Here is a 22,389-nt window from a genome sequence, read left to right as displayed (position 1 = left end):
ACGCCAAACAACTCGGATCAGTACTGGCCAAACCAGTTTTTTAAGCGTTTAAACAAACTGTTGCAGCTTTGTTTGTCATCAGTATGAAAATGATTTATTCGATTAGATATTTTTCTGAGCAATGTCTCCTCATCATCTCCGGAGAATGGGAGACCTGTCACAAGCGGCAAGGCTTGTTCGACATCATCCACCGCCCAAATATGAAACTGGCCGGCTTTAATCGCATCAACCACGTCGTTACGTAGACACAGAGAAGAGAGGTTGGTTTTGGGTAACACCACGCCTTGTTGACCGGTTAAACCACGGTGCGCGCAGACTTGATAATAGCCTTCAATTTTTTCATTAATCCCGCCAACCGCTTGTACGCGACCAAATTGGTCAACGGCGCCGGTGATGGCGATGGCTTGATTAATCGGTTGTTGAGATAACGCGCTCACAAAGGCACATAATTCAGCCAAGGAGGCACTGTCACCATCCACTTCGCTATACGATTGTTCGAATACAATGGAGGCGGAATACGGTAAAGGGTCATCGAGGTTTAGCGCCACGCTCACAAAGGCCTGCATAATCATCATGCCTTTGGCGTGAATGTTGCCCGCAAGCTCGGCTTTACGCTCAACATCAGCAATATCACCATCACCGGAATGAACGACACAAGAAATTCTCGCTGGCTCACCGTAACTCATCGGATGCCCAGGCACTTCGATCACCGTTAATCCGTTTATTTGACCGATATGCTCGCCGCGGGTATCAATAAAAACTTGCCCTTTGTGGATATCTTCAATCGCACGTTCGGGGAGGTAGGCAGCACGTTGGTAACGCTGAGAGATAGCAGCATCAATGGCAGCTTTGTCGAGGGCATCCGACGCCGTTATGACAGATTCAGCCAGTAGTTGATGATACCAAACCGGACACAAGGGCATCCGCCATTGATCTTCGCTTTCACGTGCCCCGGCTTGCAACAAACGTACTAAGCCTGATTCTGTCATGGGTAAGTGAGTGTGTGCGGTAACCAAGCCTTTTAGCCAAGCAAAGTAGGGCAAAATGGTGGTCGCGTCGAGCGCAATGTCTTGCTCATATTCGGCATAAGCTGACAGGCCGTCGTAGAGATCAGGCTCATTGGTTTCAAAGTCGGCCAGCCACTGTCTGTCGCCGACTAACACCAGGCGTACGTTCACTGCCTCATCGGGCAACTCCGTCACTTGATCGGCGCGAGCGGTTTGCCAAGCGAGCTTGCCCGTTGACAAGTATTGCTTGAGACGCACCCAAATGCGCGGCTGCTGCAGTATATCCGCGACTTTTAAAATCAATACGCCATCGTGAGCTTGATGTAGCAAACCGTACCTTCTTTGTGACGCTGTCACATTTTTATTCGCATCGTAAGCAAAGCCAAACAGTGTTGATTCAGTAATCGCATCACCGATCACAACCGGCACCTCTGGGTACTGTGTCGCTAATTCTGCTTGATAGGCATTAAGGTATTGAGGTAAGTCAGCGGACATCACGGTAAGACAAGCCGTTGGACACGAAGGTGACATTAACCAAGTCAGCGCCTTTTTTAAGCGTGATTGCAGTGATAACAGTGACGCCGCCTCTAAATGCGCAAATTGTGCAATGTCGAGAGAAAACTGAGAATAATGTGGTTTGGCATCACGCCAATCAACTTCATGCATGTCTATGATTACTGACTAAGATTAGAATGGATAGAGTATAAAGGATAACACACTGTGGTAATAGGATAGTGGGGCCACTGGATCAACCATTGGCGCACCTAGCATCATTTCGGTGTGTGATAATTGAACAGACAGCGCGTTAGTGTTACGCTGTCACCACTTGGCGTGACAAAAGCTTGGCATATGAAATATCAACAACTCGAGAACCTTGAGGCAGGCTGGAAATGGGCCTACCTGGTGAAAAAGTGGAAAGACGGTGACACTGTCACAAAATACATTGATAGCGATGAGGCTAAAACAGCCGTTGATGCTTTGTTAGCCTTAGAACATGAACCCACGCGGGTGCATCAATGGATTGAAAAGCACATGGCGCCGTCGTTGGAGAAAAAGCTAAAACAAGCGATTCGCGCCAAGCGCAAGCGTCACTTTAACGCTGAGCAAGAGCAAACGCGGAAAAAATCCATCGATTTGGATTACCGGGTGTGGGAGAAACTCTCGCAAAAAGCACACGAGCTTGACGCGACCTTGTCAGACACCATCGAATACTTACTTTCTGAGGCTAATCGCTCAGAGAGTGCCAATAAGCAGGTAGACACCTTAAAGCAAGATCTGAGTAACTTGCTAGGAATGTGAAACCTGTTAACCGATAAGCGAGCATTGCAGTATGGGCTACTTTTTACTGATCTCTTTTGCCATTTTCCTCGCATTCATGTTGATCGACCGGCCACTGATCGTGATTGCATTTAAAGATGGTCAGTTAGTGCGTCATAAAGGAAAAGTGCCGAAAGGTTTCTTACATGACTGCCAAGACATCGCGAAGCGCCATCCGTTTACGGGCACAGTGAAAGTGTATAGCAATCGCTTTAAACCCGCGAAGGTGGTGATGTCGCGCAGCATCGATAACCGTATTCAACAACGTATCAAAAACGTATTTCCACATCAGTCATTCAAATAGCATCAGATTACACGCCGTGCGGGACGAGAAATGCCATATCGCTCCTATCTTAACGCACACCTTTAAGTGCGCATTATATAGATTATGTTAAATAATGGTTTGAGGTCTGACGTTGGACACTGTTTCTGCTCGCCCAGCACTACTCGCTTGCTGTCATTAAACGTAATTATCTATTTACCATAAAATAGCTAATTACTACTTCCTTTAATCTTGATTATTCCAAATGAATTGGCCTAAATCGATTCAAGTCAGCGGTAATTAGTGGACAGATCTAATGGCTGATGAACATGCAGTACGGCGGTAAGACTCGCGGCTCTAATAGGTTTAGTCACAAAGTCGTCCATACCGGCACGGACACACCGTTGTTTGTCTTCATCCATCGCATTAGCCGTTAACGCAACAATTGGACGTTTAAATCCAGACGCGCGCAGTGCTTTGGTGGCTGCGATGCCATCCATTACGGGCATCGACATGTCCATGAGCACAAGATCGAATTCTGTTTGTTCAACCCGTGCCAGAGCCTCTTCGCCATTGGATGCGAGCGTCACGGTATGGCCTTGTTTTTCAAGCATTAACCTCACCACCATCTGATTAGCGCGGCTATCTTCGGCGACCAATATCGACATAGGCTGCACGGCATCAGCCGGGACATTGGGCGGTGCTTGGTACTTTTCTGCATCTTGAGGTGTTTCGACAATCGGCAAGCGAACGCAGAAGTCAGTTCCCTGATAAGGCTCACTTTCTACGTGAATACTGCCCCCCATCATCTCTACCAGTTTTTTGCAAATGGATAATCCGAGGCCGGTACCACCAAAGCGGCGAGTAATGCTGCCATCCGCTTGAGTAAAAGGCTCAAAGATTCGATCAATCTGCTTTTCGTCGATACCTATTCCCGAATCTCTCACCCATAGCTCAAGGTGCTCACCATGAGCGTCAAGTGACACTGTCACCCCACCACGGTCCGTGAATTTTAAAGCATTGGCCACCAAGTTAAGCAGTATTTGCGTAAAGCGGTTCTCGTCCATAAACAAGGTGTTAGGCACAGAAGGAGAGACACTGACAGAGAGGTTAATGCGCTTTTTATCAGCCCGCTCAATCAACTGTTGATAGACATTCAACACACTATCGCTGGGCTTCATCAATGAGGGAGAGAGTGAAAAGCGGTTAGACTCAATTTTAGACAAATCTAGCACATCGCTGATCAATGTCAGCAATAACTGAGCAGATTTATCCATTTGCCCTACCCACTGCTTTTGCTCTTGCGTCAATGAAGAGTGTTGCAATGCATCGATCAATCCCAAAACAGCATTGAGTGGTGTGCGGATCTCGTGGCTCATGACCGCAAGGAATTGCGACTTGGCATTATTCGCCAACTCAGCTTGCTGACGCGCCTGCTGCAATTCAACGACGCGACGTTTGGTCGCGGTGATATCTTTAGCCGTCCCCCGATAACCTGCAAGTTCACCGCGCTTATTGTAGCAAGGACGGCCTGATAGACTTACCCAATAATCATGGTGACGAGATGCTATATGCCACTCAATATCGCTAAAGGCTTTTTCTGTGTATATGTACGCTTCTAACGTCGTTTTTAATTCGGCATCTGATTTGAGTTTTGCCAGCAGGGCTTCAGCATCAATGTCGGTATCAGTATTGGGTGACGACAGGTAAGTCAGTTGAAATTGGTTATCGAGCTCCCAAAACCAATCACTGGCTGTTTGGGCAAAGTCTTGAAAGCGCTGGCGGCTAGCATTCAGTTCCTGGGTGCGACTCCCCACTAATGCATGGAGGCGATGGCGGTAGTCGATATCCATAATGGTCCGCTCAATCAAGGGGCGAAACCGGTCGATAACTTGCTGAGCTTCGTTATTAAATGCATCGCGGCGGTGTGACAGTAAAATAAGCATGACTTCACTGTCATTGACCGTCAGCCCGCTAATCAGCGCAGTGCCTTGTAAATAACTGGCATATTGATGCGTTAAGCAATGCAGCTCTTTCACCATGCCAGGTTTATAGATAGCAACCGTTTCGCCACTCACACAGCGGCGAAACACATCCCCTGTTTGCCAAGTGACGGTTTCGAGCAAGCGTTCAGTCGATACTAAACAGCGAAACGCATCTTCTGTTTCTCGGTTACGGCTTAGCGCCACGGCGCTATCAAAGCTGACATAACGGCGGATCACATCAAGTAAGGAAGCAAAAATATCGGTTTTTGACGTCGCTTCCGTCATGGCTGAGATCGCCGATAAAATTGCGTCGTTTTCTTCCCTTAAACGCTTTTCTCTTGCTTCAACACGACTGAGTTCAAATAAGGTTTCTTGTAAAGAGTCAGAGTCTGAACGTTCAAAGGTCGATACGCGTTTCGACGTCATGATTAATCCTTATGAAATAACACAGCCGAGATCATTAAATTACCATGGGACAATTCCCCACCCTTAAACAGGCCTTGTTCACCAAAGGTAAACGGGCACACAAACGGCGCAGTGTATAAGGCCGTGTTGATATTGTCGGCGACTTGATCCAAGCGATCTTTGACGTGAAGCATACACCCTGCACAATAAATCGCCAGCCCACCAAGAGGTTGAGGTGTCCGCAATGCATGATCGTTTGCCGATTCCACGACTCGACTTGCACGGGCGATTAACCCTTCACTGGTGCCTGTCATAAAGTGTGCGGTTTGCCCAACGGCGATTTGCGAGAAGAGCTCCATATGTCCGTCTTGGTTCACAAACATGGGGTGTGACAAGGTGTAATAGGGTAAGCCGTGTATCTTGCCCGTTTGTGTCCCGAGCGGATACAAGGTTGATCGCGCAAATAACGAATCATCTAAGTCTAGCGTCTGCCCGGTTTCTTCTTCGTACCAGTCTCTATAAACCACCGATGCGGGTTTGTGATCCAAACTCACTAAGGTGCGACCACGTACCTCTGTAACGATGGCCTTCTTCGTTGTGGCGGCATAACCGGAGTGGAATGAATAGCTCACCCGTGCGGTTGGATAAAAAACACTGATTGCGATGCCAGATTGCGCGGTTTGCTTGTTATCGAAAATGGCCCATCGTCCGCCGACGGTATCGGCCGCCGCTGAGCCACCTATCACCGGAACCGATACGCCCAACTCTTCGCGAATGGCAGCTAACGTCGTCTCTTCATCCCCCGGTGTACTGTGTAAAGCGATGAGTTTGGGAAGTTCACCACAACGGCCGCTCTCTTCTATGGCTTGATTAAGCGCAATACGTGCTGAATCGCGTATTGGGCGATGGGCTTGATGTGGCACAAGGGATGTACCGTAACTCCCCTTTTCATCATTGCAAGCCCACACTGCGGCTGTTGGCCCTTCGATGTAACCGGCTTGCGTCATGACACCACCGCAGGTCGTACAACCTATCAATGGCACGCTAGGAAAGAGTGCAACCATTGCTCGCTGAAGTGCATCAACATCGTATTGCTCCGTGCAGTAGACCATTAAAAGCCTCGGTGCGCTTAAGCGGCTCAATAAAGTGCGCGCCAGTGTTTGCGCGGCGTCCACTGCGTCTGGTTGTTGTGTGCATGCTGTGGCTATTTTCATCTTAACGTTCGTTATTGTTTTCGCTATTTATCACGATTTTAATGATACTTGTATCAGGCAATCAAATCATTGCGCTACCCACTGAAATCGCGCTTGAAATCACGTATTCTATCACTTCATTTATATCGCTAGAGCGCTCAACATGGATTGTCGACCCGTTGCGTTATTCGGTGGGGCCTGCACCTTAGGTGCCACTATCGCCTATCAATTAGCCGCGAAAGGCTATACCCCTGTTATTATCGATCATAATCAAACGACAGCGCTCGACATTGTCGCTCATGATCCCCGAGTCAGGTTTAAAGAAGCCCCTGCGCTCACGCAAGATACGCTCCAAGTCACGCTTGATCAGTGTACTGCGCAACTCTCCCCTTTTATCGGTGCCGTTATCGTCTCTGAGCTCGGGCATGCCTATATACAATCGCTGGGGATTGATGGGTTAGATGCGTTTTGTCAGGTGGAGGCTCGTTGTGTCGTTATTGCTACAAACAGGCACCTGGGTAGCGTGTCTCTCAATGACAAGCCGGCTACAAATCGCCTGCAACGGATTAACAGTATAAGTTTCTGGTCGGATCACAATATTAACACTGATGTGGAAATATTACCGTCGCGTAAAAAGAGCGAAGTTTTATCTCCTTTGGTATGCTTTCTTTTGAGTGATGAGTCAAATAGCATTAACGATCAAGAGTTTAAAATTAAGCTGTAACAAGATAAAAAAGGAAACACTCATAAATAAGCATTTCCTTTTATAATCGTCATAAACGAGAAAAAATAAGCTTTAAACCGCAGTTTTTCACTCGCTTTTAGGGTAATTAAATTTAAATTGATATTGATCAAAGACAAGGTTAAAGCTCATGGCGTCGCGAGGTAAATCTTGTGTTTTCCACTGCCAAGTCAGCGTGATCTTCTCCCCATCTCGGTCCTGCTGATCGCTAATTTCGATCTGCTTATTCCCTTCCTCTCCCCAATAAGCCAAGTGTGGCTTTTGGTCTGAAGTAGCTGAAAAAATTACACTATTCTGCTCTTTTCTCCATGAGAACGCTATCGCTTGCTGAGATTGTGACGTGCCACAAAATCCACGCTCACCTTCACAGTCTATAATGGTCAATCCGGGTGTATAGACCAGCGTCCTCCAGAAGAAAGCAACCACTAAAAGTGTAAGCATAACGATAATTTGCGCGAGTCGTCCTCGAGTGAGTTTTTCTGCTGCCATGGGTAGCTTTCTCCGTGTTACAGAGGTCAAAGTTTTATAAGAAAGGTAGGTAAGCCGCACTAAGTGTGTGGGTTAGACCCTGTTTTTTAACCAGTATCTACAGTATGATTCTGGTCGAAAATGCCATTTTTACAAAGAAATAGCAACGGAGTGTGCAAAGTGGTTAAAAACCATACGCAACGGGGCGTTTTCTTAAAAATGGTATGTTAACAGGCGAAGCGGAGGCTTCGTCCGTATCAAACGTGAGTGTAGTTAACTAAAAGTGGAAGCATGCAATATGAGCCAAGTTAAGCAGCTTGAACAAGACTACAACTACCGCGTTGTCCGCTTATTTACTCTAACAACCATTTTGTGGGGTATTGTGGGCATGGCTGTAGGTGTACTTATTGCCGCTCAATTAGTGTGGCCTGCACTGAACTTTGATATTCCGTATTTGACGTATAGCCGTTTGCGTCCACTGCATACTAACGCAGTGATCTTCGCATTCGGTACCAGTGCGTTGTTTGCAACCTCTTATTATGTTGCGCAGCGAACTTGTCAAACACGGTTGTTCGGAGGGAAGTTAGCAGAGTTCACCTTCTGGGGTTGGCAAGCCATTATCCTTTCTGCAGCCATCTCGCTGCCAATGGGATACACCACCTCTAAAGAGTACGCGGAACTAGAGTGGCCAATTGATATCGCCATCGCGGTGGTATGGGTCGCATACGCTATCGTGTTCTTTGGCACGCTTATCAAGCGTAAGACGTCACATATTTATGTGGCCAACTGGTTCTTCGGTGCCTTTATTCTGACCATCGCGGTGTTGCACATCGTTAACAGCATGGCAATCCCTGTTTCACCGATGAAGTCTTACTCCATCTATGCTGGCGCAGTCGATGCGATGGTACAGTGGTGGTACGGACATAACGCGGTTGGTTTCCTGCTAACAGCAGGCTTTCTGGGTATGATGTATTACTTCGTTCCCAAGCAAGCGGGACGCCCTGTTTACTCTTATCGACTCTCCATCGTCCACTTCTGGGCATTGATTTCTCTCTATATCTGGGCGGGTCCTCACCACCTTCATTACACGGCACTACCCGACTGGACGCAGTCACTGGGGATGGTGATGTCGTTAATCTTGTTTGCACCTTCTTGGGGCGGGATGATTAACGGTATTATGACGTTATCAGGTGCGTGGCATAAACTCCGCTATGATCCCATCTTGCGCTTCCTTATTGTGTCTTTGTCATTCTATGGCATGTCCACGTTTGAAGGCCCAATGATGTCGATCAAGACAGTTAACGCCTTGTCGCATTACACCGATTGGACAATCGGTCACGTTCATTCCGGTGCACTTGGTTGGGTTGCGATGGTCTCTATCGGCTCCATCTACCACTTGATTCCAAAACTGTTTGGTCAAGAGCGTATGTACTCGGTGTCTTTGGTGAACGTACACTTCTGGCTTGCCACGATTGGTACCGTACTTTACATCGTTGCCATGTGGATTTCTGGTGTGATGCAAGGTCTGATGTGGCGCGCTGTCAACACTGACGGTACGTTGACATACAGCTTTGTGGAGTCATTGGAAGCCTCCTACCCGTTCTACTTCGTCCGCTTTATCGGCGGTGCGATTTTCCTATCAGGCATGTTCTTGATGGCTTACAACGCATATAAAACAATTCGTGCGCCTGAAGCTAGCTTGAAATCGCTTGAGCCTGCGGTGTAAGGAGGACGATTAAATGAGTTCAAATCGCCACGAGATAGTAGAAAAAAACACAGGTTTGCTAGCGATTTTGATCATCGTTGCAATCAGCTTTGGTGCATTGGTGGAGATAACGCCATTGATTTACCAAAAGCAAACCACTGAACCGGTAGATAACCTTCGTCCGTACACAGCGCTAGAAATGGAAGGACGTGACATCTACATCCGTGAAGGGTGCAACGTTTGTCACAGTCAAATGGTTCGTCCATTTCGTGCTGAAACCGAGCGTTACGGTCACTATGCCGTCGCAGGAGAAAGTGTTTGGGAGCACCCTTTCTTATGGGGCTCTAAGCGTACTGGCCCTGACCTTGCCCGAGTTGGGGATCGTTACTCTGACGAATGGCACCGCGTTCACTTAATTAATCCACGTGACGTAGTACCTGAATCGAACATGCCTGGCTTCCCTTGGTTAGCAGAGAACAAGCTAGATGGGGAAACAACGGCCGCGAAGCTGAAGTTATTCCGTGACCAATTTGGTGTGCCATACACCGATGAGGACATCGAGAATGCTAAGGCAGCGGTTGAAGGTAAAACGGAGATAGAAGCGTTGATTGCTTATCTTCAGTCACTAGGTCACGCAATGAAGTAATAAGGAGGGCCTATGGATATCGGCACCTTTCATAGTATCTGGACAGTTGTCCTATTTGTGAGCTTCATTGGGATCGTTGTTTGGGCTTATAGCAAACGTCGCAAAAAGCACTTTGATGAAGCGGCTAACCTGATTTTCGACGATGAGGAGAACAATCAGGATAAGTCCAATCACAAGACAGGAGATAATCGCTAATGAGTACGTTTTGGAGTATCTTCGTAACAGTCATCGTACTCGGCACGATTGCTGGCTGTGCTGCTCTTATCATTTGGACAACCAAAGATAAAATGGGCGTCGCAGAAGGCGATGACATGGGTCACGAGTATGATGGTATTCGTGAACTCAATAACCCACTACCTAAGTGGTGGTCGTATATGTTTTGGGCAACCCTGGTGTTCGGCTTAGGGTACCTTATCCTCTATCCGGGGCTGGGTAACTTTGCCGGCGTGTTAGGGTGGAAAAGTTCGTACCAAGACGTAAGCAGTGTCGAGGAGTCGCGTGAGTTAATGGCAAAAGCGCAAGAAGCGCAGCACATTAACCAATATGCGATGGAGCTCGAGGCGGCTGACAAGGTATTTGGTGAAGCATTCCGCAAACTGGCGTACCAAGAAGATGGCAAATCATTGCGCCCGATTACTCAAATCGCACGTAATGAAGAAGCCTTAAAGGTTGGTCAACGTTTGTTTAGCCAAAACTGCGCGGCCTGTCATGGATCGGATGCGCGCGGTCAGGCTGGTTTCCCGAACCTTACCGACGATGCGTGGTTGTACGGTGGCGAGCCTGAAACCATTAAAGCCACTCTTCTCCATGGCCGAAAAGGCAACATGCCAGCTTGGTTAGATACCATGGGTGAAGACGGCGTTAAAGAAGTTGCGGCTTATGCGCTGAGCTTGTCAGGCCGTAAAGTGGATCCGCAAATGGCTGCTAAGGGTAAATCTCGCTTTGTTGTATGTGCCGCATGTCACGGCACGGACGGCAAAGGTAATCCTGCCTTTGGTGCGCCGGATTTAACTGACAATATCTGGCTATATGGTGGCTCTCGCCGCGCGGTTGAACAAACCATTCGTGGTGGTCGTCAAGGCGTGATGCCCGCGTGGGAAGCTCACCTTGGCGAAGAAAAAATTCAGATACTCTCTGCCTATGTATGGCGTTTGAGTAATCCTGAAGTAGAATAAGCACTTAGGTGTGATACACAGCCCCTGCTTGCAGGGGCTTGTTAAATGTAAATGCTCAAACCGAGGAGCTTCTGATGGTAACACCCTGGTACAAGCAGTTTTGGCCTTGGTTCCTGATTGCCCTTCCCGCTTCTGTTGTCGTCGCGAGTTTGTTAACTGTGACCGTCTTTTCAATGAACTCTGTGTCTCTCGTGGCAGAGGATTACTATAAGAAAGGCAAAGCGATCAATGTTGATCTCTCCAAGCTGAAAGTCGCGGCACAGCTAGGTGTTTCAGCGCAACTGTCGTCAAGCAACCAAGCAATCGCGATAACACTAGATAAAGGTGATCTCGCGTCATTTCCTGCGCTTAAGGTGCATATTCAGCACCGTACACTCGAGCGAAAAGATGTGAATGTGATGGTAAACCCAAACCAAGCAGGGGTTTATCATATCGATCTGGCTGAGCCAATATCTGGGCCCTGGTTTATCGAAATCACTTCATTCGATAAGCAATGGAAAGTTCACGGTCGTGTCGATTTCCCTGTCTCAACTCCCCTGACGTTAAGCGGTAAGCAGTAACCATGACCACATCCTGTTATCACTGTGGTGATCCTGTACTGACAGGAGACACCTACCAAGTAGTGATCTTCGATAAACCTCGCCTTATGTGTTGCCCTGGCTGCCAAGCCGTGGCAACCACGATCGTAGACAGTGGTTTGAGTTCTTATTATCAATATCGGACAGAGAACGCCGATAAGGCCGACTTGGTCCCCGAAGAGCTCAAAGCACTGAACCTATACGATAATCAAGATGTACAACAAGAGTTTGTCCGCGATGTGGCAGACCAAAAAGAGGTGACGTTGTCACTTGATGGTGTCTCCTGCGCCGCTTGTGCGTGGTTGATTGAAAAGCAGTTGCAACGTACAGCGGGCGTGACACATATTCAGGTCAACACTACCACGAACCGCGCCCAGGTGCGTTGGGATGAGAATGAAACCTCCCTGAGTACGGTACTCACACACATTCATCATCTAGGTTATAAAGCGGCACCTTTTGAGGCCGACAAGCAAGAACAACAATATCATCGCAACATGAAGCAGTACTTATACCGATTAGGTATTGCTGGCTTAGCCACCATGCAGGTCATGATGTTAGCGGTGGCGATGTACTTCGAAGTGTTTGGCGATATGGACGAAACCTTTCGCAATTACTTCCGGTGGATAAGTTTAATCTTCGCGACGCCTGTCTTGCTTTATTCCGCGTTACCTTTTTATATCAATGCGTGGCGCAACCTTAAGGCACGCACACTGGGCATGGATGTCCCCGTTTCTATTGCTTTGTTATTCGCCTATTTTTCTAGCTTGTATGCGACCGTTACCGGAAAAGGAGAAGTGTTTTTCGAATCGGTAGCGATGTTCACCTTCTTCTTATTGCTCGGGCGTTTTCTGGAAATGCGCGCACGCCGTACTGCGGCGGCGGCCAGCGCTAACTTGTTAAAACTGGTCCCCAAAATGGCGCGTCGTCTTAACGGTGAAGCCGTGCCCGCTAACAGTCTTAAAGAAAACGATCACATTCGTGTGTTGCCCGGTGAGCCCTTCCCTGCCGATGGAAAAATACTGTCTGGCACGACCTCTGTCGATGAAGCCATGCTGACGGGGGAATCGCTGCCACAAACTAAGCAACTCGGTGATGCCGTTTATGCCGGCACCATGAATGTGGAAGGGAATGTCGATATATGTGTCACGAGTAATCACAAAGAGTCTCTCGTGGCTCATATTGTGCGTTTGCAAGATGAAGCTCAAATGGCAAAGCCCAAAGTAGCGGTGCTGGCAGACCATATCGCGCGTTACTTTGTCGCCGCCATCTTAATCATTTCCGCGTCGACTTGGCTCTATTGGCATGTTGTTCAGCCTGACGATGCCTTTTGGATCATGTTATCCGTGCTTGTTGCGACCTGCCCTTGCGCATTATCGCTCGCCACCCCTACGGCCCTTACTTGCTCAACATCGACCTTTGGCCAGCTCGGCATCATGTTACGCCGAGGCCACGTCTTAGAAACCTTAACCAAGGTGAATCGATTGGTGGTTGATAAAACAGGCACACTGACCGAGGGTGAGGTAAAAATTGATTCCGTCCGCGTATTTGCCGCTGACATTAGCGAACAAGCGGCCTTGAACATTGCAGCCAGCTTAGAAGGGTTTGCCAATCACCCCATCGCCAACGCGTTCCAAGCAAAAGCGACTGAGTCTCTGACAGTCAAAGCAGCGGACAACCATATTGGTCAAGGGGTAAGCGGCGAGATCAATGGCCAACAGTGGCGTATTGGTAAGGCTGCATTTGCTCTATCCTCGCCTAAAACTGAGTATGATGCCTATCCCGTCGTGCTTAGTTGCAACGGGCAAGTAGTGGCTGCGTTTTCACTGACCGATCCGATTCGGCCAAGCAGCGCACGATTAATCGCCGCATTGAGACAATCTGGCATCCAAACCACCATGCTAACCGGTGATCAGTCACGCAATGTGGAACAAGTCGCGGGCACCCTTGGCATAGATTCTGTGATTTCAGGGGTATCGCCGCAAGGAAAACTGGCGTACCTTCAAAGCCTTGATGATGACACCGTGACCCTGATGGTCGGTGATGGCGTCAATGATGCGCCGGTTTTAGCCGGTGCCCACTTGTCGGTTGCGATGGGCGGAGGCACTGATATTGCTAAATCTTCCGCCGATATGGTGTTGTTGAGTGACGATTTAGAAAAACTGCTGACCGCCAGGCATCTTGCCCAGCAAACGCGCCGTATTATCCGCGAAAACTTAATTTGGGCCTTAGGCTACAACGTTACCATTCTGCCGTTGGCGGTTATGGGCTATGTTGCCCCATACGTGGCGGTGGTAGGCATGTCAGCAAGCTCGATCATTGTGGTATCTAACTCGCTGCGCCTACTGAACAAAAAAGAGGATTAGCGTTATGGCTAGTTTGTACATTTTGATCCCGATCGCCATCATGTTAGTTTGCGTGGCGGCCGTTGTCTTTATCTGGGCGGTCAAATCTGATCAATTCGAGGATCTAGAACGGCAAGGCTCTTCGATCCTTTTCGATGAAGAAGAGCCAGAAAAAAACGCCGGATCACACTCAAGCCAACCCACCGCTCCTGACGCGTCGACCCAAGATGACAAACGTTGATTTTATAGGTGCCCTCATCATTGGTCTGCTCGGGGCAGGTCACTGCTTGGGGATGTGTGGCGGGGTCGCTGCGGCTATGTCGCTTGGCATTCCTTCGCAAAAGGCCAAATGGCCATACCTTCTCTTGTATAACTTGGGGCGTATCAGCTCATATACGCTTGCTGGCGCGATGATTGGTGGCGCTGTGGCCTCGTTGCTTGCTTTGTCCGATTTAACGCAGCATCTTGCGGTATTGCGACTGTTTGCGGCCATCATGATGTTGCTATTGGCAGCCTATATGGCCCAAATATGGAATGGCCTTAGCTATATTGAGCGAATGGGTAGCAAACTCTGGCGATTTATCTCTCCACTAACATCCAAGCTAATGCCACTGCGTTCGCCGTTATATGCCTATCCCTTTGGCCTTGTATGGGGCTGGCTTCCCTGCGGGCTGGTTTACTCAGCGCTCAGTTGGGCTGCCGTCGCTGGCAGTGCCTCAGGTGGCGGCCTTGTAATGCTGGGGTTTGGCCTCGGAACGTTACCGGCGATGTTAACTGTTGGCGCCCTTGCCGAGCGGGTTAAGCCCATTCTTAACAACCACTTACTGCGTTTGATATGTGCCACAATGTTGGCGCTTTATGGCTTTTATACGGCCTATTCAGCGCTCAAACTCCTGATATAAGGTCGACCTAGCACATAATCATGGTGTAATATGTATATTGACGTTAATCAATTTCAGGCAGGTGTATGGTGTCTAATAAGATCATCACTCGGCGGGTTCAGTCAGGCGGCTGCGCAATTCATTGTCAAGATTGCAGCATTAGCCAACTGTGTATCCCTTATACGTTAAATGAGCAAGAGTTGGATCAACTGGATAGCATCATTGAGCGAAAAAAACCTATTCAGAAAGGCCAAGAGTTGTTCAAAGCCGGTGATAGTCTACGAGCGCTATATGCGATTCGTTCAGGTACGGTTAAGACCTACACAATCACAGAACAAGGGGATGAGCAGATAACTGCCTTCCACCTTGCCGGCGATTTGGTAGGCTTTGATGCTATTAACGATAGTGAACACCCCAGCTTTGCTCAAGCGCTAGAAACGTCAATGATTTGTGAGATCCCCTACGAGACGCTTGATGACCTCTCTGGGAAGGTGCCTAAGCTTCGCCAGCAAATCATGCGACTAATGAGCAATGAGATAAAAGGCGATCAGGATATGATTTTGCTTTTATCGAAGAAAACGGCTGAAGAACGCTTGGCCGCTTTCCTCTATAGCCTCTCGAAGCGCTTTTCTCAGCGTGGGTTCTCTCCGCGTGAGTTCCGCCTTACCATGACACGAGGTGACATTGGTAACTACCTTGGCCTGACCGTTGAAACGATCAGTCGTTTATTAGGTCGCTTCCAAAAGTCAGAAATCTTGGCGGTCAAAGGGAAATATATCACGGTTCTAGACTTAGAAGAGCTTGCTCGTCTTGCGGATGAAGAATGCGTTGTTTAGCAGACAGAAGTAAATAAGTTGTTAATAAATGGCGCTTTATGCGCCATTTCTCTTTTTTGCTCTATGGTAAGCAATTTCTTTCGCGTGAACGGGCGAAGTAGGTTAAAGTGACATTAACCGATGCATCTGTGCAAAGGAGGCAGATATGTCTAGGTACACGAACCTGCTCGTCGTCATTGATCCTTCCCAAGAACAACAGCCTGCACTTTCGCGTGCGGTCACGCTTAGCCAGCGAAGTGATGCAAAGGTTAAGCTCACCCTCTTTCTTGCTATTTATGATTTCTCTTACGAAATGACATCCATGCTCTCATCGGATGAGCGGCAAGCGATGCGTCAAGGTGTGATGCACCAACGTGAAGAGTGGATGAATGAGATTATTCAAACGCATCAAGCTCAAGAGTGTGAAATCGAAAAAGTCGTGGTATGGCATAATCGTCCTTACGAGGCGATCGTTGAACGCGTGCTGAGCCACCACCACGATTTGGTGGTTAAAGCGACACACCAGCACGACACACTAGGCTCGGTCATCTTTACACCCACCGATTGGCACTTGTTACGCAAATGCCCAAGTTCAGTGTTATTAGTTAAAGACCACGGTTGGCCGGATAAAGGCAAGATCGTTGCCTCTGTGCATGTGGCATCTGAAACCGAAACCCACGCTGAACTCAACGACAAATTAGTCGATGAGGGGAATATCATGAGTGCTATGCTAGGGGCTGAGTTGCACCTGGCTAATGCCTACCCCGCCACCCCGGTGAATATTACTATCGAGCTGCCTGACTTTGATCCGACATCCTATACCGATGCGGTGAGAGGTCATCATCTCACCGCCATGAAAGCCTTGCGTCAGCGCCATCATATCGAAGAAACACGCACGCATGTCCAAGAAGGGTTGCCGGAAGATGTTATCCCCAACATTGCCCGAGAGCTGGATGCCGAGCTTGTTATTCTCGGTACCACAGGACGCACTGGCTTATCCGCGGTGTTCATTGGCAACACCGCAGAGCACATGATTGATCAACTCGACTGTGACTTACTTGCCATTAAACCTGATGGCTACATTAGCCCACTCGATCCTCGCGCTAACGATTAACCTTTCTCATTCCCTTATCTAGCAGGCAGTGGCATTCACTGCCTGCGGGTGACTGGCATTTGTGGTCAAAATCCGTATCATACCCGCCATTCATGCACACTGGCAGTGTAATGCGTTTACCTTGCCTGACAACGCGATAGTACTTATGAGCACCGAAGAGCTGAGCAAAGCACAAAAATACGGATTTAATAAACTGCAAAAGCGCATTCGTCGCAACACCGGACAAGCGATTGCCGACTTTAATATGATTGAAGACGGCGATCGCATCATGGTTTGTTTATCAGGCGGCAAAGACAGCTATACCTTGCTTGATATGCTGCAAAGCCTGCAAAAGAGCGCGCCAGTTTCATTCCAACTCATTGCGGTCAATTTAGATCAAAAGCAACCTGGGTTTCCTGAGCACATTTTGCCAGCGTATTTGGAGAGCTTAGGCGTCGAGTACAAAATTGTTGAAGAAGACACTTACTCCATTGTCAAAGAGAAAGTGCCTGAGGGCAAGACAACCTGTTCCCTATGCTCGCGACTTCGCCGCGGTATCTTATATCGCACAGCGAAAGAGCTGGGGGCGACCAAAATTGCATTGGGTCACCATCGAGACGACATATTAGAGACCTTGCTCTTAAACATGTTCTACGGCGGCAAGATGAAAGGCATGCCACCGAAGCTCGTCTCTGATAACGGCGAACATGTGGTGATCCGTCCACTGGCCTATTGTCGAGAAAAAGACATTGAGCGTTACTCAGAGCAAAAAGCTTTCCCGATCATTCCGTGTAACCTTTGTGGCTCACAGCCCAACCTACAACGCCAAGTGATCAAAGATATGCTCCGAGATTGGGACAAGCGGTATCCAGGCCGTATTGAGACGATGTTCCGAGCCATGCAAAATATCGTCCCTTCCCATATGGCCGATATCGAGCTGTTTGATTTTAAATCCGTCGCAGCGGGGATGGCGTTTGAGGGAGACGGCGATACTGCATTCGATAAAGAAAACTTTACCGATCCGGCGCCCGTTTCAGAAAGCCCTGTGGAAGTTGACCCCAATTTATCACTCGACGTGGTCAATGTCGGCACATAGTGTTTGAAGCATGACAGAATCATAGTTGGCGCTAAATGGCCTGCTAATAAAAACGCCCACTTCAGACAGTGGGCGTTTTTTGTCGTTTCAATCTTCTACATCATAGTGCGCATTGTATCTTTGAAGCTCAGTACAGACTTAAAGCCTCTACCCGTTTATCCGTTTTTAGGCAACCAAGGCGACACTTTGATGGGGGCATCTGGCAGCGTTAACGTGGTGCTATCGCCAAGACGATTAACATCGATAATGGCTTGGTGAGCATCGATGGGGTATTTATTCCCCTCACTGCTGGTCACCGCGCCGGTCACCGAGGGCGCAAAATGTAGAACCACGCCCTGTGCCTTAGGCATAAACCAAGAAGCAAACATCCCGCCTAAGTTTTCCATCATGGTGTCCATCTGAGGCAACCAGCCCTGGATCTGCTGGCTAGTTAATTGCTTTCCTACGGGCTTATCAACCAACACTTGGAACGAGATATCACAGTTTCGATCGGCAGGCGTTTCAACAAAAACATCCGGATTCACTTTGCGGAGCTGGTTATCAAGAGGAAGCGGTAACGCTTGAGAGGCTGGGATATCAAACGCTTCATAATGTTCTTCCTTGCTCATCCATGCGCGAGAAATCGGACAAACCTCTCCCGACTCGGCGGAGACCATAAAGTACGCCACGCCAATATCAGGGTGCCCTTCTTCTATGTTATGTTTAAGCTGAGTAAATAGCTTGCTGTAGCTAAAGCGGTATGTATCGGCACTGGCCGGGACACTCACCATTCCCAGCATAACCAGTACACTGGCTAGTTTTTTCATCGGAACTCCAGTTGCAGGCTTAAAGCGGAATTAGGCGTCAAAGGTGTCTTGGTCAGGTGACGACGAGTTAGTCGTACTGTGTGACGCCCCTTCTTTATTCTCGTTTTGTGACACTGTCACCTCGACACCAACGCCAAACATTTCTCGGTAAATCACACCTTTAACGTTGAAGAGAAAGGGTAACGCCCAAACCAAGGCAAAGCCAGCAGTGGCAAAAGAAATGAGAAATAGCACGCCTACAACCGCATAGATGGTTGCCATTTGGAACAATTTCTTGTTTACCGCTCGAAAGGATACGGTAAGTGCTTTAACTGGCGTGAGACGCTTTTCACAAATCAATAACGGCGACATGGAAAATGCCATCGCAACATACAGGCTCAGCAATGGAAAAATCATACTCGCCACACTTTGCAGTGTCGCTGACAGGCAGATCACCACCGTCACGGGCAACGCAAATACCAACCCTTTTAGCAAATGGCGTGGTTTAGAACGAAACCCTATAGCGTGACTCAAGCCCATTAAGCTCGCCCCCGCATATAATGGCGCAATCAGAACCTCAGAAGTAAAATTCGCCAACCACACAGATGAAATCATATCTGTGGTCAGCTCACGTTGACCGACCAATGCCTCAAATAAATGCGACGGTGCCCCCAACAACAACGTCAGCATCAGCATTAAAATACCTATTTGAGCCGCGAATAGGCACAAGGTGGCGGGCAAAAACGACCAGAAGTGCTTGAAGGTCTGAGAGAAGGCTTCTTTGATTATCTCAAATGGATCGAGCCGGTAGCGACCGTTTAGCGCCGTTTCTACCGACCCACCGATATGTAAAGCATTATTGTATTCTTGTTGACTCATAATCGTTATCTATCATGACTAATGCACCCAGTATATCTGACTGTAACCCATAGCCAAAAACCATTCTGACAAATAAGGAAAAATAACCAGATTGGCTTTGCGTAGATAATGGTCTGGTTTAGGCTGGATACCTTAATGGACAACAGAGACACAAGTGCCAACACGCGCGAAAAACTGCTTTAACTTCGATTGCCACGCGTCTATTATGCGCCGTCTGTTTTATGGGTACGAATGTACAAGACAATTTGCCAGGTAGAGAGAGAACGAACCATTGAAGCACGCAAATGTATCTCACAAACCGGTTGTCGAGCTCGCGTCACTAACCAAAAGTTTCGACGGCAAAGAAATCATCTCCCGTTTCAACCTAACGGTCAATAACGGAGAATTCCTAACTATCCTTGGCCCTTCAGGCTGTGGCAAAACAACAGTGCTCCGTTTGATTGCGGGGCTGGAAGATGCCGACAGTGGCGCTGTCGTTATCGATGGTAAAGATGTCACTAACCTGCCAGCAGAAAAACGCAATGTAAACACTGTCTTTCAAAGCTATGCCCTTTTCCCACACATGACAGTGTTTGAAAACGTCGCTTTTGGCCTACGCATGCAGGGCGTGGATCATCACCAGATTGAACCTCGAGTGATGGAAGCGCTGCGAATGGTACAACTTGACCATTATGCCTCTCGTAAACCTCATCAATTGTCTGGCGGACAGCAGCAACGTATCGCTATCGCACGTGCCGTGGTGAATAAACCGAGCGTGCTCTTGCTGGATGAATCCCTTTCTGCACTCGATTACAAACTGCGCAAACAAATGCAGATGGAGCTGAAACAGCTGCAGCGCAAGCTTGGGATTACCTTTATCTTCGTCACCCACGACCAAGAAGAAGCCCTCTCGATGTCAGATCGTATTATCGTTATGCGTGATGGCGAAATCGAGCAAGACGGCTCACCGCGTGAGATTTATGAAGAGCCTAAGAATTTATTCGTGGCACGCTTTATTGGCGAAATCAATGTGTTTGATGCCACTGTCATCAAACACATTGATGACAAGCGTATTTGGGCCCGGGTTGAATCTCGTGAGTGTGAGGTTTATTGCAAGCTCGATGTGCATCCGGGTGACGCGATCAAGGTATTGCTTCGCCCTGAAGACATCCGCTTAGAAGAAATTCATGGCAATGCCGAGCCCAATGGTATTGTGGGCTACGTACGCGAGCGAAATTACAAGGGCATGACCCTCGACTCGGTACTCGAGTTGCCATCAGGGCAAACCGTGATGGTGAGCGAGTTCTTTAATGAAGACGATCCTGACGTTGATCACTCCATCGATCAGAAAGTCGCTCTGACCTGGGTAGAAAGCTGGGAGGTGGTATTGGCCGATGAAAAAGCTTAATCTGCAAACCGCCATCGTAGGCTTGGTCGTGGGTTGGTTGCTGGTCTTTGTTTTTTTACCCAACCTAATGATTATCGCGACCAGCTTTTTAACCCGCGATGACGCTGATCTCATCGAGATGACCTTTACGCTGAGCAATTATGCAAAACTGCTCGATCCGCTTTATGCCAAAGTGGTCTGGCACTCATTCTACATGGCGGCCTTGGCGACCCTGATTTGCCTACTGATTGGCTATCCATTCGCGTTTATTATTGCCAAAATGCCGAAAAGCACACGACCTTTGATGCTGTTTTTAGTGATTGTCCCCTTTTGGACCAACTCTTTGATCCGCACGTACGGACTAAAAATCTTTCTTGGCACTCGAGGGCTGCTCAATGAAAGTATGATGTGGCTTGGCTTAATAGAACGCCCCGTTCGCATCATGTATACCGAATATGCGGTGATGGTGGGCCTTGTCTATATTTTGCTGCCATTTATGATCCTGCCCTTGTATTCGAGCATCGAGAAACTCGATCGTAGCTATTTGGAGGCGGCGCGTGATTTAGGTGCCAATAAACTCCAATGCTTTTTGCGGGTGATCCTACCACTGACCACACCCGGCATTATTGCCGGCAGCTTGCTAGTGATTCTCCCTGCGCTAGGCATGTTCTACGTCTCGGATTTGCTCGGAGGCGCAAAAAACCTACTGATTGGTAACGTGATTAAAAGTCAGATTTTGAACGTTCGCGATTGGCCGTTTGGCTCAGCGGCCAGTATTTCTCTGACAGTGTTAATGGGGCTGTTGCTGTTTGCGTATTGGCGTGTGGGTAAGTGGATGAATCGCAAGGAGGCATTATGATCCGGTGGCTTAGAAACAGCTTTCTCTCCTTGGTTTACGCCTTTCTCTACATCCCTATCCTGGTTCTGATCGTTAACTCGTTCAATGCCAGCAAATTCGGCATGAGTTGGAAAGGCTTTACCTGGGAGTGGTATGGGCAGCTGATCAATAATCATAGCCTGATGCAAGCGGCGGGTAACTCATTAACCATTGCGGTCTTTTCTGCTAGTGCTGCTGCCATTATTGGTAGCTTGACCGCCGTCGCCCTCTTTCGCTACCGCTTTCGTGGCAAACAATTTGTCAATGGCATGCTCTTTGTGGTGATGATGTCCCCGGACATTGTGATGGCTATTTCGTTATTGGCGCTATTTGTGTTGATGGGCGCACAACTGGGCTTTTTGACCCTACTGCTTTCTCATATCACCTTCTGCTTACCATTCGTAGTAGTCACTGTTTATAGCCGCTTAAATGGCTTTGACGTTAAAATGCTTGAAGCGGCGCGTGATTTAGGCGCGAGCGAATGGGTGATCCTTAGCAAGATTATTTTGCCACTGGCGGCACCGGCGGTCGGTGCAGGTTGGCTACTAAGTTTTACTCTTTCGCTGGACGACGTCATCGTTAGCTCGTTTGTGACAGGGCCAAGCTATGAAATTTTGCCATTAAAGATCTATTCGATGGTAAAAGTGGGCGTGTCACCAGAAGTGAATGCGCTTGCCACCATCATGCTGTTGGTGTCATTGGTGTTGGTTATGTGCTCGCAGTGGCTCGCGAAAGACAGGTTACAGTAACCCGTGCGCTAGGGCTGCTATTC

The 22,389-nt window shown here is 48.3% G+C and carries 23 protein-coding genes; 17 read left to right on the top strand and 6 right to left on the bottom strand.

What is annotated here, in order from left to right:
* Positions 1-17: 17 nt before the first annotated feature.
* A complete protein-coding gene (locus FCN78_RS06690; RefSeq protein WP_077658636.1) occupies positions 18-1,673 on the bottom strand; it encodes an AAA family ATPase in 1,656 nt (551 codons plus the stop codon).
* Between the two features lie 183 nt (positions 1,674-1,856).
* On the opposite strand from FCN78_RS06690, the gene matP reads away from it, so the two are divergent.
* Both matP and FCN78_RS06680 read left to right on the top strand, forming a co-directional pair.
* Positions 1,857-2,306, top strand: a complete 450-nt coding sequence (gene matP, locus FCN78_RS06685) for a macrodomain Ter protein MatP (RefSeq protein WP_077648840.1) — start codon at positions 1,857-1,859, stop codon at positions 2,304-2,306.
* A 31-nt stretch (positions 2,307-2,337) separates the two neighbouring features.
* On the top strand, positions 2,338-2,628 hold the full coding sequence (locus tag FCN78_RS06680; RefSeq protein ID WP_046073224.1) for a DUF3634 family protein: 291 nt from the start codon (positions 2,338-2,340) through the stop codon (positions 2,626-2,628).
* A gap of 248 nt (positions 2,629-2,876) precedes the next feature.
* Here FCN78_RS06680 and FCN78_RS06675 read toward each other — a convergent pair whose 3' ends face one another.
* Positions 2,877-4,997: an ATP-binding protein gene (locus tag FCN78_RS06675; RefSeq protein ID WP_077459064.1), complete on the bottom strand. Its 2,121-nt coding sequence runs from the start codon at positions 4,995-4,997 to the stop codon at positions 2,877-2,879.
* A gap of 2 nt (positions 4,998-4,999) precedes the next feature.
* Positions 5,000-6,190: an FIST signal transduction protein gene (locus FCN78_RS06670; protein ID WP_069362410.1), complete on the bottom strand. Its 1,191-nt coding sequence runs from the start codon at positions 6,188-6,190 to the stop codon at positions 5,000-5,002.
* Positions 6,191-6,332: 142 nt separating this feature from the next.
* Here FCN78_RS06670 and FCN78_RS06665 point away from each other — a divergent pair, with 142 nt between their 5' ends.
* Positions 6,333-6,893: an alpha/beta hydrolase gene (locus FCN78_RS06665; RefSeq protein ID WP_077459065.1), complete on the top strand. Its 561-nt coding sequence runs from the start codon at positions 6,333-6,335 to the stop codon at positions 6,891-6,893.
* An 87-nt stretch (positions 6,894-6,980) separates the two neighbouring features.
* Here the strand turns inward: FCN78_RS06665 and FCN78_RS06660 are convergent, their stop codons facing one another.
* Positions 6,981-7,400, bottom strand: a complete 420-nt coding sequence (locus FCN78_RS06660) for a hypothetical protein (RefSeq protein WP_077459066.1) — start codon at positions 7,398-7,400, stop codon at positions 6,981-6,983.
* 277 nt (positions 7,401-7,677) lie between these two features.
* Here FCN78_RS06660 and ccoN point away from each other — a divergent pair, with 277 nt between their 5' ends.
* From ccoN to ttcA, 11 genes are all read left to right on the top strand, one after another.
* Positions 7,678-9,105: a cytochrome-c oxidase, cbb3-type subunit I gene (ccoN, locus tag FCN78_RS06655; protein ID WP_046073229.1), complete on the top strand. Its 1,428-nt coding sequence runs from the start codon at positions 7,678-7,680 to the stop codon at positions 9,103-9,105.
* 13 nt (positions 9,106-9,118) lie between these two features.
* A complete protein-coding gene (gene ccoO / locus FCN78_RS06650; RefSeq protein ID WP_077459067.1) occupies positions 9,119-9,730 on the top strand; it encodes a cytochrome-c oxidase, cbb3-type subunit II in 612 nt (203 codons plus the stop codon).
* 12 nt (positions 9,731-9,742) lie between these two features.
* On the top strand, positions 9,743-9,925 hold the full coding sequence (locus FCN78_RS06645; protein ID WP_077459068.1) for a cbb3-type cytochrome oxidase subunit 3: 183 nt from the start codon (positions 9,743-9,745) through the stop codon (positions 9,923-9,925).
* Entirely contained in the window at positions 9,925-10,905 is a 981-nt protein-coding gene (gene ccoP / locus FCN78_RS06640; protein WP_077486257.1) for a cytochrome-c oxidase, cbb3-type subunit III, read from the top strand. The genes FCN78_RS06645 and ccoP overlap by 1 nt, the downstream gene beginning before the upstream one ends.
* 74 nt (positions 10,906-10,979) lie before the next feature.
* Entirely contained in the window at positions 10,980-11,465 is a 486-nt protein-coding gene (locus FCN78_RS06635) for a FixH family protein (protein ID WP_077459070.1), read from the top strand.
* 2 nt (positions 11,466-11,467) lie between these two features.
* Positions 11,468-13,846 (top strand): heavy metal translocating P-type ATPase, encoded by a 2,379-nt coding sequence (locus FCN78_RS06630; protein WP_077658635.1) that lies wholly within the window; start codon positions 11,468-11,470, stop codon positions 13,844-13,846.
* 4 nt (positions 13,847-13,850) lie between these two features.
* Entirely contained in the window at positions 13,851-14,066 is a 216-nt protein-coding gene (gene ccoS / locus FCN78_RS06625) for a cbb3-type cytochrome oxidase assembly protein CcoS (protein WP_077658634.1), read from the top strand.
* Entirely contained in the window at positions 14,053-14,727 is a 675-nt protein-coding gene (locus FCN78_RS06620; RefSeq protein ID WP_077459073.1) for a sulfite exporter TauE/SafE family protein, read from the top strand. Before ccoS ends, FCN78_RS06620 begins: the two co-directional genes overlap by 14 nt.
* A gap of 65 nt (positions 14,728-14,792) precedes the next feature.
* The gene (locus FCN78_RS06615; protein ID WP_077459074.1) at positions 14,793-15,542 is read left to right on the top strand and encodes an FNR family transcription factor; all 750 of its coding nucleotides are present in this window, start codon (positions 14,793-14,795) and stop codon (positions 15,540-15,542) included.
* A gap of 145 nt (positions 15,543-15,687) precedes the next feature.
* Positions 15,688-16,635: a universal stress protein UspE gene (gene uspE / locus FCN78_RS06610; RefSeq protein WP_069362402.1), complete on the top strand. Its 948-nt coding sequence runs from the start codon at positions 15,688-15,690 to the stop codon at positions 16,633-16,635.
* Positions 16,636-16,780: 145 nt separating this feature from the next.
* On the top strand, positions 16,781-17,710 hold the full coding sequence (gene ttcA / locus FCN78_RS06605) for a tRNA 2-thiocytidine(32) synthetase TtcA (RefSeq protein ID WP_077459075.1): 930 nt from the start codon (positions 16,781-16,783) through the stop codon (positions 17,708-17,710).
* Between the two features lie 155 nt (positions 17,711-17,865).
* Here the strand turns inward: ttcA and FCN78_RS06600 are convergent, their stop codons facing one another.
* Together FCN78_RS06600 and FCN78_RS06595 are read right to left on the bottom strand one after the other, a co-directional pair.
* Positions 17,866-18,516: a DUF2987 domain-containing protein gene (locus tag FCN78_RS06600; RefSeq protein WP_077459076.1), complete on the bottom strand. Its 651-nt coding sequence runs from the start codon at positions 18,514-18,516 to the stop codon at positions 17,866-17,868.
* Positions 18,517-18,546: 30 nt separating this feature from the next.
* Positions 18,547-19,374, bottom strand: coding sequence for a DUF2189 domain-containing protein (locus tag FCN78_RS06595; protein WP_069362399.1), 828 nt, complete (start codon positions 19,372-19,374; stop codon positions 18,547-18,549).
* 271 nt (positions 19,375-19,645) lie between these two features.
* Here FCN78_RS06595 and potA point away from each other — a divergent pair, with 271 nt between their 5' ends.
* The 3 genes from potA to potC are packed head-to-tail and all read left to right on the top strand — an operon-like array spanning position 19,646 to position 22,366.
* Positions 19,646-20,761: a spermidine/putrescine ABC transporter ATP-binding protein PotA gene (potA, locus tag FCN78_RS06590; RefSeq protein WP_069362398.1), complete on the top strand. Its 1,116-nt coding sequence runs from the start codon at positions 19,646-19,648 to the stop codon at positions 20,759-20,761.
* Positions 20,748-21,599 carry a spermidine/putrescine ABC transporter permease PotB gene (potB, locus tag FCN78_RS06585; protein WP_069362397.1) on the top strand — a complete coding sequence of 284 codons (852 nt, stop codon included), beginning with the start codon at positions 20,748-20,750 and terminating at the stop codon, positions 21,597-21,599. The genes potA and potB overlap by 14 nt, the downstream gene beginning before the upstream one ends.
* Positions 21,596-22,366 carry a spermidine/putrescine ABC transporter permease PotC gene (gene potC, locus FCN78_RS06580; RefSeq protein ID WP_077658633.1) on the top strand — a complete coding sequence of 257 codons (771 nt, stop codon included), beginning with the start codon at positions 21,596-21,598 and terminating at the stop codon, positions 22,364-22,366. The genes potB and potC overlap by 4 nt, the downstream gene beginning before the upstream one ends.
* The last annotated feature ends 23 nt before the right edge of the window (positions 22,367-22,389 follow it).

The organism is Salinivibrio kushneri (assembly GCF_005280275.1).
Classification (GTDB): Bacteria; Pseudomonadota; Gammaproteobacteria; order Enterobacterales; family Vibrionaceae; genus Salinivibrio; species Salinivibrio kushneri.
The sequence above is the reverse complement of the archived record's forward strand: the minus strand, read 5'-3'. Positions and strand labels throughout refer to the sequence as shown.